Raw genomic sequence first — 15040 nt, forward strand, 5'->3', positions numbered from 1 at the left:
CTAACCATAAAACTTCAGGTTTCGTTAACCGTAAAAATTAACGGGGCATTTACCATAAATGTTCGCTATTCGTTCGTGCCGCGCAGCGAATCGGCTAGAAGCAGGGGCATGAACGAGATCATTTTCATGCTCGGCGACTGGCCGGTGCGCACCGTGGACGCGCTGATCGGCTTCGGCGCGCTCGTCCTCATCCTGATGGTGGTGATCGCCGTCGTGATCGCGCGCTCTGGACGGCGCGGCGCGGAACTTGCGATCGCCAACGCCATCCGCGCCGACGAGCTCGAGGAGCGCCTGAGCCAAGTGCTGCACGCCCAGGGCGAGGCTTCGGGCCGGGTCGATGCCATGACCCAGACGCTCGCCGGCCGCCAGGCCGACATGGCGCGCGCGGTCAACGAACGGCTGGATTCGGTGACCCACCGCGTCGGCCAATCGATGGAAAACACCACGCGCAACACCATGGATAGCCTGCGCGCCCTGCACGAGCGGCTCGGCATCATCGACAGCGCGCACAAGAACCTCACCGACCTTACCACGCAGGTGACATCCTTGCGCGACGTGCTCGCCAACAAGCAGTCGCGCGGCGCCTTCGGTCAGGCGCGGATGGAGGCGATCGTCCAGGACGGTCTGCCGAAGGGGGCCTACGAGTTCCAGTTCACGCTCTCGACCGGCAAGCGGCCCGACTGCGTCGTGTTCCTGCCCGACCAGCGTCCGCTCTGCATCGACGCGAAATTCCCGCTGGAAGCGATGACTGCGCTGCACGATGCCCGCACCGACGAGGAACGGCGCGTCGCCACGCAGCGGCTGCGCAGCGACGTGATGAAGCATGTCAGCGACATCGCCGAGAAATACCTCGTCGCCGGCGAGACCCAGGAAATGGCGTTGATGTTCGTGCCGTCGGAATCGGTCTACGCCGAGATCCATGACGGCTTCGACGACGTGATCCAGAAGGCCTATCGCGCCCGCGTCGTGCTGGTGTCACCATCGCTGCTGATGCTGGCGATCCAGGTGATGCAGCAGATCATGAAGGACGCGCGCATGCGCGATGCCGCCGACCAGATCCGCACCGAAGTGATCAAGCTCGGCGACGACCTCGGCCGCCTCAGGGATCGCGTGGTGAAATTGCAGAAGCACTTTGCCGACGCGAACGAGGACGTGCGGCAGGTGCTGATCTCCGCCGACAAGATCGAGAAGCGCGCGGGGCGGATCGAGGAGCTCGATTTCAGCAAGACCGACGCACCCGAAGGCCCGCATCTGGTGGCGACCGGTGCGCCGGAGCTGTTCCCAAGGAAGCTCCAGGCGGGGGAGTGACCTGTTCGAGGCTGCCGCCACAATCTCGGCTGTCGTCGTCCGGCTTGACCGGGCGACCCAGTATTCCAGAGACGCCAAATGGGAACGCGCAGCTACTACGTCTACATACTCGCTAGCAAGATCGGCGGCACCCTCTATATCGGCGTGACCAATGATCTCATCCGCCGGGTAGCGGAACACAAATCAAAGCTGATTGAGAGCTTCACAGAGCAGTACGACGTCGTCAGGCTCGTCTACTTCGAGCAGTTCGATGATCCCGAGAACGCGATCAGGCGCGAGAAGCGACTCAAGAAATGGAAGCGAGCATGGAAGATCGCGCTGATCGAGAAAGACAATCCGGACTGGAATGATCTTTATCCGGAGATAGCAGGTCCCCCATAACCCCTGCCTCTGGAATACTGGATCGCCCGGTCAAGCCGGGCGACGACACCTCGCTTGTGGCCGCCAGAATCTGCTAACACCACCCCATGACCGCACCCGACGCGACCTCTTCCGCCACCGCTGACGCGCCCTCCTCCTGGCGTGACAGCCTTGCCGTTTACCTGCAACCGCGGGTGCTGATCGTGCTGTTCCTCGGCTTCTCGTCCGGGCTGCCGCTGGCGCTGTCGGGCTCGACGCTGCTGGTGTGGATGCGGGAATCTGGCGTCGATCTCAAAACCATCGGGTTGTTTGCGCTGGTCGGCACGCCCTACACGCTGAAATTCCTGTGGGCGCCGCTGGTGGACGCGCTGCACGTGCCGCTGTTCACGCGCGCGTTCGGGCGGCGGCGCGGCTGGCTGCTGTTCTCGCAATCGCTGCTGATCGTCGCGATCCTGCTGCTGGCGCTGACCGACCCCGCGCGCTCGCCGTTCTTCGTCGCGCTCGGCGCATTGCTGGTGGCGACGACCTCGTCGACGCAGGACATCGTGGTCGACGCCTTCCGCGTCGAGAGCCTGCCGGAGAGCGAGCAGGCCGCCGGCATGGCGTCCTATGTCGCGGCCTATCGCATCGGCATGCTGGTCTCGACCGCCGGTGCGCTGTTCATCGTTTCGGGTTTCGAGAGCACCGGCATCACCCGCACATCGGCCTGGATGTGGGGCTATGTGGTGATGGCGGGAATGGTGCTGATCGGGACGATCACCGCACTGGTCGCGACCGAGCCCGAGCAGTCGGTGCGGGCGGAAGCCGCGACGCAAACGGAGACCGCGTTCGCACGCGTGCTGCGCGCGGCGATCGGCGCCTTCTCGGAATTCCTGACGCGGAAGGACGCGCTCGCCGCGCTCGCCTTCGTCGTGCTGTTCAAGTTCACCGACGCCTTCTCCGGAACGATGACCGCGCCGTTCGTGATCGACCTCGGCTTCTCCCGCAACGACTATGCGGCGATCGTGAAGGGCGTCGGCCTCGCGGCGACGCTGATCGGCGGCTTTGCCGGCGGCTTCGTCGCGCGGCGCTATTCGCTTGCAACCAGCCTTTGGATCGGCGGCGTGGTGCAGGCGCTCGCGAACCTCTCCTTCGCCTGGCTGGCCTTGGTCGGCACCAGCCAATGGGCGCTCGCCTTTGCCATCACAGCTGAGAATTTCACCAGCGCCATCGGCACCGTGATCTTCGTCGCCTATCTTTCGGCACTCTGCCAAAACCCGCTGCACACAGCGACGCAATATGCACTGCTCACCGCGCTTGCCGCGGTGGGGCGGACCTATCTCTCATCAGGCGCCGGCTTCGTGGCGGATACGACCGGCTGGCCGATGTTCTTCGTGATCTGCATGCTGGTGGCGATCCCGAGCCTGGTGCTGTTGGTCTGGCTGCAGAAGCGCGGGCACTTTGACGCGCTGGGCCCGATAAGGGTTTAGGTCGGCTCTCTCACGTTCGTCATTGCGAGCGAAGCGAAGCAATCCAGACTGCCGCCGCGAAGACAGTCTGGATTGCTTCGTCGCAAGTGCTCCTCGCAATGACGACGGAGGCCCCTACTGCTTCTTGATCAAACTCCACTTCGTGATCACGGCTTCGCTCATCTGGCCGGGATCGCTGGCGCAGGCGATTTCGTCGACCTTGACCGAGATCTCCTTGCCGGCGAACGTCTTCAGCTGTGCGGCCTGCGCGTCGCCGCTGGGAACGAGCTGGAAGGTTTCGGGCCCGGTCTCGAGATTGCACAGCCCGCTCGGCGGCGGCAGCCGGCGCGGTTCGGTGGTGATCTGGTAGGTCGCGACCCGCTTGCCGACGTTCTTGACGTCGCGCACTTTCATCGTGTTCAGCTCGCCCGAGAGCACCTCGCCGGCATTGATCAGCTTGCCGGGCTTCGCCGGCGGCGGAGCCCCGTCGTCCTGCTGCGCGGAGATGGCCGGTGTCCCCAGCATCATCGTCGTTGCGACCAAAGCCCATCGTGTGGCGAAAAGTTTCGTCATGTCGTTCGTTCCGTAAGTCTGGATGGCTAGAACAAGGTGCGCTGCCGCATCGCGGCCGATAGCGTACCTTCATCGAGATAATCAAGCTCGCCGCCGACCGGCACACCATGGGCGAGCCGGGTTACTTTTACGTTGGCGTCCTGAAGCAGGTCGGTGATGTAATGCGCCGTGGTCTGGCCGTCGACGGTGGCATTCAGCGCCAGAATGACTTCATGCACCTGCGTGTCATGCGCGCGCGCCACCAGCGCCTCGATGGTGAGGTCCTGCGGGCCGACACCGTCGAGCGGCGACAACGTCGCGCCCAGCACATGGTAGCGCCCTTGAGTGGCATTGGCCCGCTCCAGCGCCCAGAGATCGGCAACGTCGGCGACGACGACGATGATCGAGGGATCGCGCTTCGGATCGAGGCAGACCGTGCAGGGACTTTGCGTGTCGATGTTGCCGCAGGTCTTGCAGACCTGGACCTTGTCGAGCGCGACCTGCATGGCCGAGGACAGCGGCATCATCAGCGCTTCGCGCTTCTTGATCAGATGCAGCGCCGCACGCCGCGCCGAGCGCGGACCGAGGCCCGGCAGCCGCGCGAGAAGCTGGACCAGCCGCTCGATTTCAGGACCCGCAACAGCGCCCATACTATTGGCCGAGCATCCCCGGCGGCAGGCTGAGCCCGCCCGTGAGCGCCTGCATCTTCTCCTGCATGGCGGCCTCCGCCTTGCGGCGGGCGTCACCGAACGCGGTGACGAGCAGATCCTCGAGCACCTCGCGCTCTTCGACCTTCATCAGCGAGGGATCGATCCTGACGCCCTTGACGTCCATCTTCGCGGTCATGCGCACGGCGACGAGACCGCCGCCGGAAATGCCCTCGACCTCGACGTTGGCGAGTTGGTCCTGCATCTCCTGCATCTTGGATTGCAGCTGCTGCGCCTGCTTCATCATGCCGAAAATATCGACCATCGGTGCTGTCCTTGGAAAGCTAGGCTCTAGAGATCGTCGCCGTCGGAACCGTCGGGCGGATCGTCACTGCCATAGTCGGCGTTAATATCGGATGCCGGCGCCTCGGGGGCAAGCCTGCGGACTTCGACGACCTTCGCACCCGGAAAACGCGACAGCACCTCCCGCACGCGCGGATCGGCCTCAGCGGTGCGCGCATGTTCCTGCTTGGCCGCGTGGTTCACCGAGCGCAGCGTCGGCTGGCCTTGCTCGTTGGAGACGATCACGGTCCAGCGGCGCCCGGTCCACAGCTCGAATTTTCGCGCGAGGTCGGAAATCATGGTCTTGGAGGCGTTGGGCTCGAGCGCGACTTCCAGCCGGCCCTCCTCGAAACGGACGAGACGCATGTCGCCTTCGAGCGCGCCCTTGATCATGAGGTCGCGCCTCTGGCCGGCGAGCGCGACGAGCTGGGTGAAGCTCGTGACGCGCAGCGCGGGCGTCGCGCCTTGCGGGTCAGAAGCGGGCGCTGCCATCTGCGGACGGGCCCCACCGCCGCCGCCAAACGACGACGGAGACGAATTCGGCATGCGAACGGGCGCAGCGGACGCAACCGGCGCGGCCGGCGCGCTACGCGCGGCACCGCCACCGCTCACGACCGGCGAACCGCCTCCGCCCTGCTCCAGCATCTTGAGCGCCTCGTCCGGCGTCGGCAGGTCGGCGACATAGGCGATGCGCACCAGCACCATCTCGGCGGCTGCCGCGGGCCGCGTCGCGGCCTGCACCTCGGTGATGCCCCTGAGCAGCATCTGCCACATCCGCGACAGCACGCGCATCGAGATCTTCGAGGCGAAATCCCGCGCGCGCACGCGCTCGGTCTCGCCATAGGCGACGTTGTCGGCGGTCGCCGGCACGATCTTCACGCGGGTGACGAAATTGACGAACTCGGCGAGATCCGAGAGCACGACGATCGGATCGGCGCCGACGTCGTATTGATCGCGGAACTCCCTGAAGGCGCTGGCGATGTCGCCACGCGCCAGAGAGTCAAAAAGGTCGATGACGCGGGTGCGGTCGGCGAGCCCCAGCATCTGCCTGATAGCATCGGCCTTCACGGTGCCTGCTGCATGCGCGATCGCCTGATCGAGCAGCGAGAGCGAATCGCGCACCGAGCCTTCCGCTGCGCGCGCGATGATTCCGAGCGCCTCCGGCTCGATCTCGACGTTTTCCTTGGCCGCGATGTTGGCGAGATGCTTCATCAGCACGTCGGCCTCGACCCGGCGCAGGTCGAAACGCTGGCAGCGCGACAGCACCGTGACCGGAACCTTGCGGATCTCCGTCGTGGCGAACACGAATTTGGCGTGCTCCGGCGGTTCCTCCAGCGTCTTCAGGAAGGCGTTGAACGCCGCCGTCGACAGCATGTGGACTTCGTCGATGATGTAGACCTTGTAGCGGGCGCTGGCCGGTGCGTAGCGCACGCTGTCATTGATCTGGCGGACGTCGTCGACGCCGGTATGCGAAGCCGCGTCCATCTCCAGCACGTCCATGTGCCGGCTTTCCATGATCGCCTGGCAATGCACGCCGAGCGTCGGCATGTGGACCGTCGGGCCCTTCACCGAGCTATCCGGCATCTCGTAGTTGAGCGCACGGGCAAGAATGCGCGCGGTGGTGGTCTTGCCGACCCCGCGAACGCCGGTGAGGATCCAGGCCTGCGGAATGCGGCCGGTCTCGAACGCATTGGAGACGGTGCGGACCACAGCCTCCTGGCCGATCAGATCGTCGAACGAGGAAGGGCGGTATTTCCGCGCCAGCACCCGGTAGGGCGTTCCCGGCTGGGCGCCGAGGGCAAAGCCGGCCTGGCTGGCGCTATCGGAATTGGGAGGGGCGCCGGCGTCGGTCATCGGTCGATCCGCAATGGAATGTCTTTCAGCCGGCGTTTGCGGAAAGGAGCGCGCTGGCGGTTTTGCGCCGGCGCAATTCGCTCGAAAAACGAGTAGGAGACTGACGAGCGACCCGATCCGGACCTCGTTAGGGCTGCTTCCTTCCGGACCTGACCCGGTTGGCGAGTGGCTCGTCCACCGCCAATCTCCCGGTCCCTATTTGGGGCCAAAAGGGCCGGAAAGCAAGCGGGTATGCGTCGGTCCCGCGCACCCGGCGGGGCGGCCCGTCGAACCATTTGGGCCGCTGACAACGGCTCAGGGTCCGCTGCCTGGAACCTCCGTGATTCGCGCAAATCGCTTACGGTACTCCGCGGGCGTCACACCGACGTGACGATGGAATGCGCGGCGCAGCGTATCGGCGTCGGCAAATCCACAATGCAGCGCCACCTGCTTCGGGGCTTCATTGCCAAACTCGAGCAGCCGCCGCGCCGCGTTGACGCGGGCCTCTTCGACCCAGGTCGCAGGCGTGACCCCCACCTCGGCGCGGAACAGCCGCGCAAAATGCCTCGGGCTGAGCTCCATGCGCGTCGCCAGGCTGGCAACGCTGTGATCCAGCCCGGGATTGGCGGCGACCCAGCGCTGCAGCTCCTGCAGCGCGGCGCGGCCGGCGGGGACAACCTCGCCCTTGCGGGTGAACTGCATCTGGCCACCCGGGCGCTTGAAGAACATCACGAGCTGGCTTGCGACCTTCATGGCCGTATCGCGTCCGAGATCTTCCTCGACCAGTGCCAGCGCGAGATCGAGCCCCGCAGTCACGCCGGCGGCTGTGCGGAGCTTTCCGTCGATGACGTAGATGGCATCCTTATCCACCGTAACCGATGGGAATCTGCTGGCCAGCATGTCTGCGACCGCCCAATGCGTCGTGACCCGCCTGCCATCCAGAAGACCGGCGGCGGCAAGAAAGAACGCCCCGCTGCACACCGAGCCGAATCTACGGGTCCTCGAAGCGCGTCGCCGAAGCCAGTCGACCACGCGTCCATCCGCAGGGACTTCGGCGGCGTTCGGGCATCCCGCCACCAGCAGGGTGTCGATGGGGTCCTGGAAGTCACGGTCGACGATCCGGTCAGGCATCAGCCGGATGCCTGAGGAGCTGCGGATCGGCCCCGGCTCCGCGCCGCCGACGAACAAGGCATAGGCCGGATAGCCGGCCTGCACGTTGGCTTCGGCAAACACGTCGAGTGGTCCGGCAACGTCGAGCAGCTGCACTCCCGGCAGCGCCACGATCACGATCGTTCTTGGCTTCGGTTTCGCGCCCATGGCCGCCTCGGTCCGGATTTGTCCGTTTTAGACGTATTACGTCGATTCCAGACAGACTAGCCGGGATTTACGATGCACGCGACCGAAATTTCAGGAGCTGACCATGTCAGACATCATCGAGGCCACCGTCATTCCCGACAGCAGGCTGGCGCGTGCCATCACCGAATACATCCGCGACACCGAAACCGACCTGCTCTTCAACCATTCCAGCCGCGTCTACCAATTCGGCGCGATAGCGGGCGTCCGCCGCGGACTGACATTCGACCGCGAACTGCTTTACGCCGGCGCCATGTTTCACGACATCGGCCTGATGCCGCACCATGGCAGCAAGCACGAGCGGTTCGAGGTCGACGGCGCGCACGCCGCGCGCGCGTTCCTGCGTAGCCACGGCATTTCGGAAGCCGATGCCTACACCGTCTGGACCGCGATCGCCCTGCACACGACGCCGGGCGTCCCTCAGCACATGCACCCTGTCGTCGCGCTGGTGACCGCAGGCGTCGAGATGGACGTTCTCGGACTGACCTACGGCGAATATTCCGACGAAGAGCGCACGGCGGTCGTGAAGGCGTTTCCGCGCACACCGCACTTCAAGGAAGACATCATCCAGGCCTTCTACGACGGCATCAAGCACCGGCCGGATACGACGTTCGGCAACGTCAAGGCCGATGTCATCGCCGACAAGGAGCCGCATTTCCATCGTGGCAATTTCTGCAGCGTCATCCGCAACTCCCATTGGCACGGCTGAACGCACTTCGTGCCCGTTGCAAATCCGCGCCTCAATCACCGATCAGGAAGTACGACATGAGCGATAAACGCCCCCACCTCACGCACGCGACGGGAGCTCCCGTCAGCGACAATCTCAACATCATGACCGCCGGCCGCCGTGGCCCCGCATTGTTGCAGGATGTCTGGCTGATCGAGAAGCTCGCCCATTTCGATCGCGAGGTGATTCCCGAGCGACGCATGCATGCCAAGGGATCCGGCGCCTTCGGGACCTTCACGGTCACCCATGACATCTCAGGCTATACCAAGGCGAGGATCTTCTCGGAGATCGGCAAGGTGACGCCGATGTTCGCGCGCTTCTCGACGGTCGCCGGCGAGCGCGGCGCGGCCGACGCCGAACGCGACATCCGCGGCTTTGCGCTCAAGTTCTACACCGAGGAAGGCAATTGGGACATGGTGGGCAACAACACGCCCGTGTTCTTCTTCCGCGATCCGCTGCGCTTTCCCGACCTCAATCATGCGATCAAGCGCGATCCCCGGACCGGAATGCGCAGCGCCGACAACAATTGGGACTTCTGGACGCTGCTACCGGAAGCCCTGCATCAGGTCACCATCGTGATGAGCGAGCGCGGCCTTCCCAGAAGCTTCCGGCATATGCATGGCTTCGGCAGCCACACCTACAGCTTCATCAATGCCGCCAATGAGCGGACCTGGGTGAAATTTCACTTCCGGACGCAGCAGGGCGTCGAAAACCTGACTGATGCCGAGGCTGAAGCACTCATCGGCAAGGACCGCGAGACTCACCAGCGCGACCTGTTCGAGAGCATCGAACGCGGCGATTTCCCGCGCTGGACGATGTTCGTGCAGATCATGACCGACGATCAGGCCAAGGCGTTTGCCTTCAACCCGTTCGACCTGACCAAGGTCTGGCCCAAGGCGGACTTCCCACTGGTCGAGGTCGGCTATTTCGAACTGAACCGCAATCCGGAAAATGTCTTCGCCGAGGTCGAGCAGGCATCCTTCTCGCCGGCTCATGTCGTTCCGGGCATCGGCTTCTCGCCCGACAAGATGCTGCAGGCAAGGCTGTTCTCCTACGGCGACGCGGCGCGCTATCGTCTCGGCGTCAACCATCATCTGATCCCGGTCAACGCGCCGAAATGTCCGTATCACAGCTACCATCGCGACGGCGCAATGCGGACCGACGGCAATCTCGGGGGCACGCCGACCTACTTCCCGAACAGCCGCGGCGAATGGACGGACCAGTCCGATCTCAACGAGCCGCCGCTCGAGATCGACGGTGCAGCGGCACATTGGGATCACCGCATCGACGACGATCATTATCGGCAGCCCGGCGACCTCTTTCGCAAGATGAACGCTGAGCAGCGGCAGGCCTTGTTCGACAACACGGCGCGCGCTGTCGGAGCGGCCGCCATCCCGATCCAGGAACGGCACATCGCCAATTGCACTAAGGCCGATCCCGCCTACGGCGCGGGCGTCCGCGACGCGTTGACGCGTCTTGCGACTGTTCGCGCCAAGGCTGCAGAAAAGGCTACAGAAAAGGCCGCAGAATAGGATCGACCGATCCTGACCGACCTCTCGTCGTCTTCGGCGAACGGCACCGACAGGTGCCGTTCGCATTTTTAAAGCGAGCCACCGAAGCCTCTCAATTTTTTCGCGAAAATAGCTTGACCGAGCCGCTCGCCGGGCCGTGCCAGGCATCGCCGCGCCACTCTCGCCACCAGGCGCAGATGCGGACATTCGCCTCGGAATGCGTCACGCCGATAGGCTCCGTGCCTATCTTCGAGGCCTGCTCATCCCTCAGGCAATCGAGTCTTGACAGCGCCCGCCCGGCAGCGCCTTTCTATGAAATCCTGTCGGAACCAAAACAAAGGGTGCGCGAAAGTCCGATCGAGAGCATTTTTCAGCCGGCTGACGCCGATTGATGGGAATTTTCGCGCGAGATCAATCACACACCCTCATCCAACCAGAAAAGCGATTCCTCAAAATGGTTACACGTCGTGATGTCGCATCGATTGTCGGACTTGGCGCGATGGCTGCGGCCACGCTGGCCTCCCCGGCCGTGGCGCAGACCGCAGCGGATCCCAACGAATCGACCTTCGCCCGCATTCGCCGCACCAAGAAGATGCGGATCGGCGCGGTCGGCGGCGGCGCGCCCTATTACATGAAGGACCTCGCCAGCGGCCAGTGGAAGGGTTTTTACGTCGACATCGCCAAGGCGCTGGCCGACGACATGGAAGCCGAGCTCGACATCACCGAAACCACCTGGGGCAATTCGGTGCTCGATCTCCAATCCAACAAGATCGACATCTTCTTCGGCCTCAACCCGACCCCGAAGCGCGCGCTGGTGGTCGATTTCTCGGTGCCGGTCTTCAACAACGCCTTCGGCATCCTCTGCAAGAAGGACTTCAAGCCGAAGAGCTGGGCCGAGCTGAACTCGCCCGACGTCAAGATCGCCGTCGACCAGGGCTCGTCGCACGACCAGGTCGTCAGCCGCCTGACGCCGAAGGCGCAGATATCGCGCCTGAAGTCCGCCGACGACGCCACCGCCGCGCTCCAGACCGGCCGCGTTGACGCGCAGTGCCTGATCACCATGCTGTCGCTGACCGTCCTGAAGAAGAATCCCTCGCTCGGCCAGTTCGTGCTGCCGACGCCGATCTTCGCCACGACGTCCAATGCCGGCTTCCGCCGCGAGAGCGACAAGACCTGGCGCGACTACGTCAACACCTGGATCGACTTCAACAAAGGCCTCGGCTTCATCCGCAACGCGATCATCACCAACATGGAGCTGGTGGGCGTGACCGAGGCGGACATTCCGCCGGGCGTTTCGCTGTAAGGTGTGATGAGTTCGGGTCGAGCTCAGCCCGCAAGGCGCGGTGCGCTCCCTCTCCCGCTTGCGGGAGAGGGTCGGGGTGAGGGTGTCTCCACAACCAAGAACCCCCGTGAGGACAGAGCCCTCACCCGGAAGCGGGAGAGGTGAAGCAAGAAAGCACGCATGTATCAGTGGGACTTCAGCATCCTCTGGAGCTATCGCTGGCTCTTTCTCAACGGGCTCGGCGTCACCGTCGGCTTCACCGTGGTCATCGTCGTGCTCGGTCTCGTATTCGGCCTGTTCGGCGCCTTCGGCACCCTGTCGCGCTTCAAGGCGGTGCGTTTGCTCGCGCTGACCTTCATCGAGGCGTTCCGGTGCACGCCGATCCTGGTGCAGCTGATCTGGTTCTATTACGCGCTGCCGATCCTGGCCGGAGTCGAGATGACGCCGATCACGGCCTCGGCGCTGGCGCTCTCGCTCTATGGCGGTTCGTTCTATTCGGAGATCATCCGCGGCGGCATCATCTCGATCGACCGTGGCCAGTCCGAAGCCGGCGCGGCACTCGGCATGACGCCGGGACAGAGCATGCGCCGCATCGTGCTGCCGCAGGCAATCAAGCGCATGATCCCGGCGCTGATGAACCAGTCGATCATCCAGTTCAAGAACACCTCGCTGGTCTCGGTGCTGGCGGTGCCCGACCTCGTCTATCAGAGCCAGGTCGCCGCCCATGACAGCTACCGTCCGCTGGAAACCTACACCGCCGTCGCGGTCGCCTATGCGGCGATCCTGATTCCCCTGACCATCATGGTCCGGCGCGGCGAGAAGCGACTGGCGGTCAGCGAATGAGCGACACGTCGAAAATCGAGATCCGCGGCCTGCGCAAGAGCTTTGGCAGCAACGAGGTTTTGAAGGGCATCAGCCTGGACGTCGCCAAGGGCGGCGTCGTGGCGCTGATCGGACCGTCCGGCTCCGGCAAGTCGACGCTGCTCCGCTGCGTCAATCTCCTGGTGACGCCCGACGGCGGCAGCGTTCGCGTCGGCGACACGCGCTTCTCGTTCGGCGCGGGTACGAAGCTCCCCGATGTGAGGACGCTGGCACGATTCCGGGCCACCACCGGCATGGTGTTCCAGCACTTTAATCTGTTTCCGCACATGACGACGCTCCAGAACGTGATGGAGGGACCGGTCACGGTGCGCCGCATGGCCAAGGCTGACGCCGAGAAGCTGGCGCGGGCCCAGCTTGCCAAGGTGGGGCTTGCGGACAAGGCGGACCAATATCCGGCAACGCTGTCCGGCGGACAGAAGCAGCGCGTCGCGATCGCCCGCGCGCTCGCGATGGAGCCGGACGTGATGCTGTTCGACGAGGCGACCTCCGCGCTCGACCCCGAGTTGGTCGGCGAGGTGCTCGCCGTCATCCAGCGCCTTGCCTCCGAAGGCATGACCATGGTGATCGTGACCCACGAGATCGCCTTTGCCCGCGAAGTGGCCGACCGTCTGATCTTCATGCGCGACGGCGTCGTGGTCGAGGAAGGCCCGGCGCGACAGGTGATCGACAATCCGCAGCAAGCGGCGACGCGCGCCTTCCTCAGCCATTTCCACCGCACCGGCACGCTTCCGCCGGCCAACGCAACAACGTGATGCCAGATATCGATCGCGCCTATCTCGTCACCGGCGCCGCCAGCGGCATCGGCCGCGCCACCGCAAAACTGCTCGCCGCCCCCGGCAACGCGCTGCTGCTGCACACGCGCTCCAATGCAGCCGGCCTCGACGCCACGGCGGCGGAAGCCGAAGCGCAAGGCGCGATCGTCGCAAAATGCCTCGGCGATCTCGCTGAAGAGGCTGCAGCCACTGACGCCATCGCCGCCGCCCAAGTCGCCTTTGGCCGGCTCGATGGATTGATCCTGGTCGGCGGCCATGCCCGCCGCGGCAGTGCGATCGGCACGCCGGGGGATCAATTCCGCCAAGCGATGGACGAATCGGCGCTGGCCTTCACACGGTTGGTGGATGCGGCGCTGCCGCTGCTGCGTGCAGGGCGAGAGGCGCGGATCGTGGCGGTATCCTCATTCGTCGCGCATGCGATCCGGCCCGAATTTGCTCCGTTCGCCGCGACCGCCGCAAGCCGCGCCGCGCTGGAAGCGCTGGTGCGCCTCACTGCGGTCGAACTCGCCCAGGACGGCATCACCGTCAACGCGGTCGCGCCGGGCCTCATCCTCAAGGACAGACCGAGCGAGAGCAGGCTTTCGCCCGAGCAGATCGCCGCAACCGAGGCGCTGATCCCGATGGGGCGTCGCGGACGACCGGAGGAAGTCGCCGAGATCATCGCCTTCCTGGCGTCACCAAAAGCATCCTACGTCACCGGCCAGGTCTGGCACGTCAATGGAGGCCTGACATGATCGAAGCGACCGTCGAACGCATCAGGCTGTTCCTGATCGAGAGCCCGATCAAGATGGCGCGCCTCCAGGGCGTCGGCAACGTCAAGGGCACGGTGAAGCGCGTGCTGCTCGAGCTCACCTCGAGCGACGGCGTGATCGGCTGGGGCGAGGCGGCACCGTGGGAGGTGTTCACGGGAACGCCGGAAGCGGCGTTTTCTGCGCTCGACATCTATTTGCGGCCGATCGTGCTGGGCAAGCCGGTGCGCCGCATCCGCGCGCTGATGGCTGAGCTCGACCGTGCGCTGGTCGGACATGCCGAGGCCAAGGTCGCGATCGAGATGGCGCTGCTCGACATCGTCGGCAAGTCGTCGGGACTTTCGGTTGCCGATTTGCTCGGCGGCCGCGTGCGCGACACGATCCCGCTGTCGTTCTCCATCGCCGATCCGGATTTCGCCGCCGATCTCGAACGCATGCGAACGATGGTTCCGGACGGCAACGTCATTTACAAGGTCAAGACCGGCGTGAAGCCGCATCGCGAGGACCTCGATCATCTCGAGGCGATCCGCAACGAGTTCGGCGACAAGGTCGATCTGCGCGTCGACTACAACCAGGCGCTGGCGCCGTTCGGCGCCATCAAGATCCTGCGCGACGTCGAGCAGTTCGCGCCGACCTTTATCGAGCAGCCGGTGCCACGCAAATATCTCGACGTCATGGCGCAGCTCACCGCGGCGCTGGAAACACCCGTGCTCGCCGACGAAAGCTGCTTCGATCGCCGCGACATGATGGAGGTGGCGCGCCGCGAGGCGGCAGATGCCGTCTCGATCAAGCTGATGAAGGCCGGCGGCCTGTTCGAGGCGCAGGCGATCATGGCGATCGCCGACATTGCCGGCCTGCCCGGTTATGGCGGCACGCTGTGGGAGGGCGGCATTGGCCTTGCCGCCGGCACGCAGCTGATCGCGGCGACGCCGGGGATCTCGCTCGGCTGCGAATTCTACATGCCGCATCATGTGCTGACCGAGGACGTGCTGGAAGAGCGCGTCGCGAATCGCGGCGGGCACGTCGTGGTGCCCGACAGTCCGGGCCTCGGCATCCGCGTCAGCGAAGCCTCGATCCGCGCCAACGCGCGCGTGCTGGCGGAGGCGTAGACGCCTCCCGCAAACGCTCGCGCGGGGGTCCTGGATCTGCGTTTCGCTTGTCCAGGACGACGAGCGAGTATGCAGCGGCAGCGGAGCCCCGATCCTTCCCCTGGCGGAATCGGTATCGTATGGTCCGACCAAACGAGCCCGGTCGCCGGGCAATCTGGAAACAC

General features: G+C 64.8%; 16 protein-coding genes and 1 other RNA gene. 11 read left to right on the forward strand and 6 right to left on the reverse strand.

The window, feature by feature from the left end:
- The first annotated feature begins 108 nt into the window (after window positions 1-108).
- The 3 genes from ACVWW3_RS28875 (at window position 109) to ACVWW3_RS28885 (ending at window position 3137) form a co-directional block, all read left to right on the forward strand.
- Window positions 109-1308: a DNA recombination protein RmuC gene (locus tag ACVWW3_RS28875; protein WP_456647860.1), complete on the forward strand. Its 1200-nt coding sequence runs from the start codon at window positions 109-111 to the stop codon at window positions 1306-1308.
- Window positions 1309-1386: 78 nt separating this feature from the next.
- The gene (locus ACVWW3_RS28880; RefSeq protein ID WP_247351443.1) at window positions 1387-1689 is read left to right on the forward strand and encodes a GIY-YIG nuclease family protein; all 303 of its coding nucleotides are present in this window, start codon (window positions 1387-1389) and stop codon (window positions 1687-1689) included.
- Between the two features lie 86 nt (window positions 1690-1775).
- Window positions 1776-3137, forward strand: a complete 1362-nt coding sequence (locus ACVWW3_RS28885; protein ID WP_456647859.1) for an AmpG family muropeptide MFS transporter — start codon at window positions 1776-1778, stop codon at window positions 3135-3137.
- 114 nt (window positions 3138-3251) lie between these two features.
- On the opposite strand, the gene ACVWW3_RS28890 is transcribed toward ACVWW3_RS28885, so the two are convergent.
- The 6 genes from ACVWW3_RS28890 to ACVWW3_RS28915 all read right to left on the reverse strand — a co-directional run bounded on the left by ACVWW3_RS28890 (window position 3252) and on the right by ACVWW3_RS28915 (window position 7807).
- Window positions 3252-3689, reverse strand: a complete 438-nt coding sequence (locus ACVWW3_RS28890) for a hypothetical protein (protein ID WP_456672220.1) — start codon at window positions 3687-3689, stop codon at window positions 3252-3254.
- 26 nt (window positions 3690-3715) lie between these two features.
- On the reverse strand, window positions 3716-4318 hold the full coding sequence (recR, locus tag ACVWW3_RS28895) for a recombination mediator RecR (RefSeq protein WP_247445346.1): 603 nt from the start codon (window positions 4316-4318) through the stop codon (window positions 3716-3718).
- 1 nt (window position 4319) lies between these two features.
- Window positions 4320-4640, reverse strand: a complete 321-nt coding sequence (locus tag ACVWW3_RS28900) for a YbaB/EbfC family nucleoid-associated protein (protein WP_247445347.1) — start codon at window positions 4638-4640, stop codon at window positions 4320-4322.
- A gap of 26 nt (window positions 4641-4666) precedes the next feature.
- Window positions 4667-6511, reverse strand: a complete 1845-nt coding sequence (locus ACVWW3_RS28905) for a DNA polymerase III subunit gamma/tau (RefSeq protein WP_456647858.1) — start codon at window positions 6509-6511, stop codon at window positions 4667-4669.
- Window positions 6512-6603: 92 nt separating this feature from the next.
- An RNA gene (gene ffs, locus ACVWW3_RS28910) (signal recognition particle sRNA small type) lies at window positions 6604-6700 on the reverse strand.
- A 105-nt stretch (window positions 6701-6805) separates the two neighbouring features.
- Window positions 6806-7807 (reverse strand): GlxA family transcriptional regulator, encoded by a 1002-nt coding sequence (locus tag ACVWW3_RS28915; protein ID WP_456647857.1) that lies wholly within the window; start codon window positions 7805-7807, stop codon window positions 6806-6808.
- A 103-nt stretch (window positions 7808-7910) separates the two neighbouring features.
- Here ACVWW3_RS28915 and ACVWW3_RS28920 point away from each other — a divergent pair, with 103 nt between their 5' ends.
- The 8 genes from ACVWW3_RS28920 (at window position 7911) to ACVWW3_RS28955 (ending at window position 14876) form a co-directional block, all read left to right on the forward strand.
- Window positions 7911-8552: an HD domain-containing protein gene (locus ACVWW3_RS28920; RefSeq protein WP_247351451.1), complete on the forward strand. Its 642-nt coding sequence runs from the start codon at window positions 7911-7913 to the stop codon at window positions 8550-8552.
- A 56-nt stretch (window positions 8553-8608) separates the two neighbouring features.
- A complete protein-coding gene (locus tag ACVWW3_RS28925; protein WP_354104297.1) occupies window positions 8609-10102 on the forward strand; it encodes a catalase in 1494 nt (497 codons plus the stop codon).
- A gap of 113 nt (window positions 10103-10215) precedes the next feature.
- Window positions 10216-10473: a hypothetical protein gene (locus tag ACVWW3_RS28930; RefSeq protein WP_456672221.1), complete on the forward strand. Its 258-nt coding sequence runs from the start codon at window positions 10216-10218 to the stop codon at window positions 10471-10473.
- Window positions 10474-10535: 62 nt separating this feature from the next.
- Window positions 10536-11384 (forward strand): transporter substrate-binding domain-containing protein, encoded by an 849-nt coding sequence (locus tag ACVWW3_RS28935; RefSeq protein ID WP_247351457.1) that lies wholly within the window; start codon window positions 10536-10538, stop codon window positions 11382-11384.
- Between the two features lie 159 nt (window positions 11385-11543).
- Entirely contained in the window at window positions 11544-12206 is a 663-nt protein-coding gene (locus ACVWW3_RS28940; RefSeq protein WP_247351458.1) for an amino acid ABC transporter permease, read from the forward strand.
- On the forward strand, window positions 12203-12997 hold the full coding sequence (locus tag ACVWW3_RS28945) for an amino acid ABC transporter ATP-binding protein (protein ID WP_456647856.1): 795 nt from the start codon (window positions 12203-12205) through the stop codon (window positions 12995-12997). The genes ACVWW3_RS28940 and ACVWW3_RS28945 overlap by 4 nt, the downstream gene beginning before the upstream one ends.
- On the forward strand, window positions 12997-13752 hold the full coding sequence (locus ACVWW3_RS28950) for an SDR family NAD(P)-dependent oxidoreductase (RefSeq protein ID WP_456647855.1): 756 nt from the start codon (window positions 12997-12999) through the stop codon (window positions 13750-13752). Before ACVWW3_RS28945 ends, ACVWW3_RS28950 begins: the two co-directional genes overlap by 1 nt.
- Window positions 13749-14876, forward strand: coding sequence for a muconate cycloisomerase family protein (locus ACVWW3_RS28955; RefSeq protein WP_456647854.1), 1128 nt, complete (start codon window positions 13749-13751; stop codon window positions 14874-14876). Before ACVWW3_RS28950 ends, ACVWW3_RS28955 begins: the two co-directional genes overlap by 4 nt.
- Window positions 14877-15040: the final 164 nt, after the last annotated feature.

Source organism: Bradyrhizobium sp. LM2.9, from assembly GCF_054056555.1.

What these genes read in the sequence shown, in the direction of transcription:
- ACVWW3_RS28875 (WP_456647860.1), top strand. Translation starts at nt 109, where the DNA reads ATGAACGAGATCATTTTCATGCTCGGCGACTGGCCGGTGCGCACCGTG.
- ACVWW3_RS28880 (WP_247351443.1), top strand. Translation starts at nt 1,387, where the DNA reads ATGGGAACGCGCAGCTACTACGTCTACATACTCGCTAGCAAGATCGGC.
- ACVWW3_RS28885 (WP_456647859.1), top strand. Translation starts at nt 1,776, where the DNA reads ATGACCGCACCCGACGCGACCTCTTCCGCCACCGCTGACGCGCCCTCC.
- ACVWW3_RS28890 (WP_456672220.1), bottom strand. Translation starts at nt 3,689, where the DNA reads ATGACGAAACTTTTCGCCACACGATGGGCTTTGGTCGCAACGACGATG.
- recR (WP_247445346.1), bottom strand. Translation starts at nt 4,318, where the DNA reads ATGGGCGCTGTTGCGGGTCCTGAAATCGAGCGGCTGGTCCAGCTTCTC.
- ACVWW3_RS28900 (WP_247445347.1), bottom strand. Translation starts at nt 4,640, where the DNA reads ATGGTCGATATTTTCGGCATGATGAAGCAGGCGCAGCAGCTGCAATCC.
- ACVWW3_RS28905 (WP_456647858.1), bottom strand. Translation starts at nt 6,511, where the DNA reads ATGACCGACGCCGGCGCCCCTCCCAATTCCGATAGCGCCAGCCAGGCC.
- ACVWW3_RS28915 (WP_456647857.1), bottom strand. Translation starts at nt 7,807, where the DNA reads ATGGGCGCGAAACCGAAGCCAAGAACGATCGTGATCGTGGCGCTGCCG.
- ACVWW3_RS28920 (WP_247351451.1), top strand. Translation starts at nt 7,911, where the DNA reads ATGTCAGACATCATCGAGGCCACCGTCATTCCCGACAGCAGGCTGGCG.
- ACVWW3_RS28925 (WP_354104297.1), top strand. Translation starts at nt 8,609, where the DNA reads ATGAGCGATAAACGCCCCCACCTCACGCACGCGACGGGAGCTCCCGTC.
- ACVWW3_RS28935 (WP_247351457.1), top strand. Translation starts at nt 10,536, where the DNA reads ATGGTTACACGTCGTGATGTCGCATCGATTGTCGGACTTGGCGCGATG.
- ACVWW3_RS28940 (WP_247351458.1), top strand. Translation starts at nt 11,544, where the DNA reads ATGTATCAGTGGGACTTCAGCATCCTCTGGAGCTATCGCTGGCTCTTT.
- ACVWW3_RS28945 (WP_456647856.1), top strand. Translation starts at nt 12,203, where the DNA reads ATGAGCGACACGTCGAAAATCGAGATCCGCGGCCTGCGCAAGAGCTTT.
- ACVWW3_RS28950 (WP_456647855.1), top strand. Translation starts at nt 12,997, where the DNA reads ATGCCAGATATCGATCGCGCCTATCTCGTCACCGGCGCCGCCAGCGGC.
- ACVWW3_RS28955 (WP_456647854.1), top strand. Translation starts at nt 13,749, where the DNA reads ATGATCGAAGCGACCGTCGAACGCATCAGGCTGTTCCTGATCGAGAGC.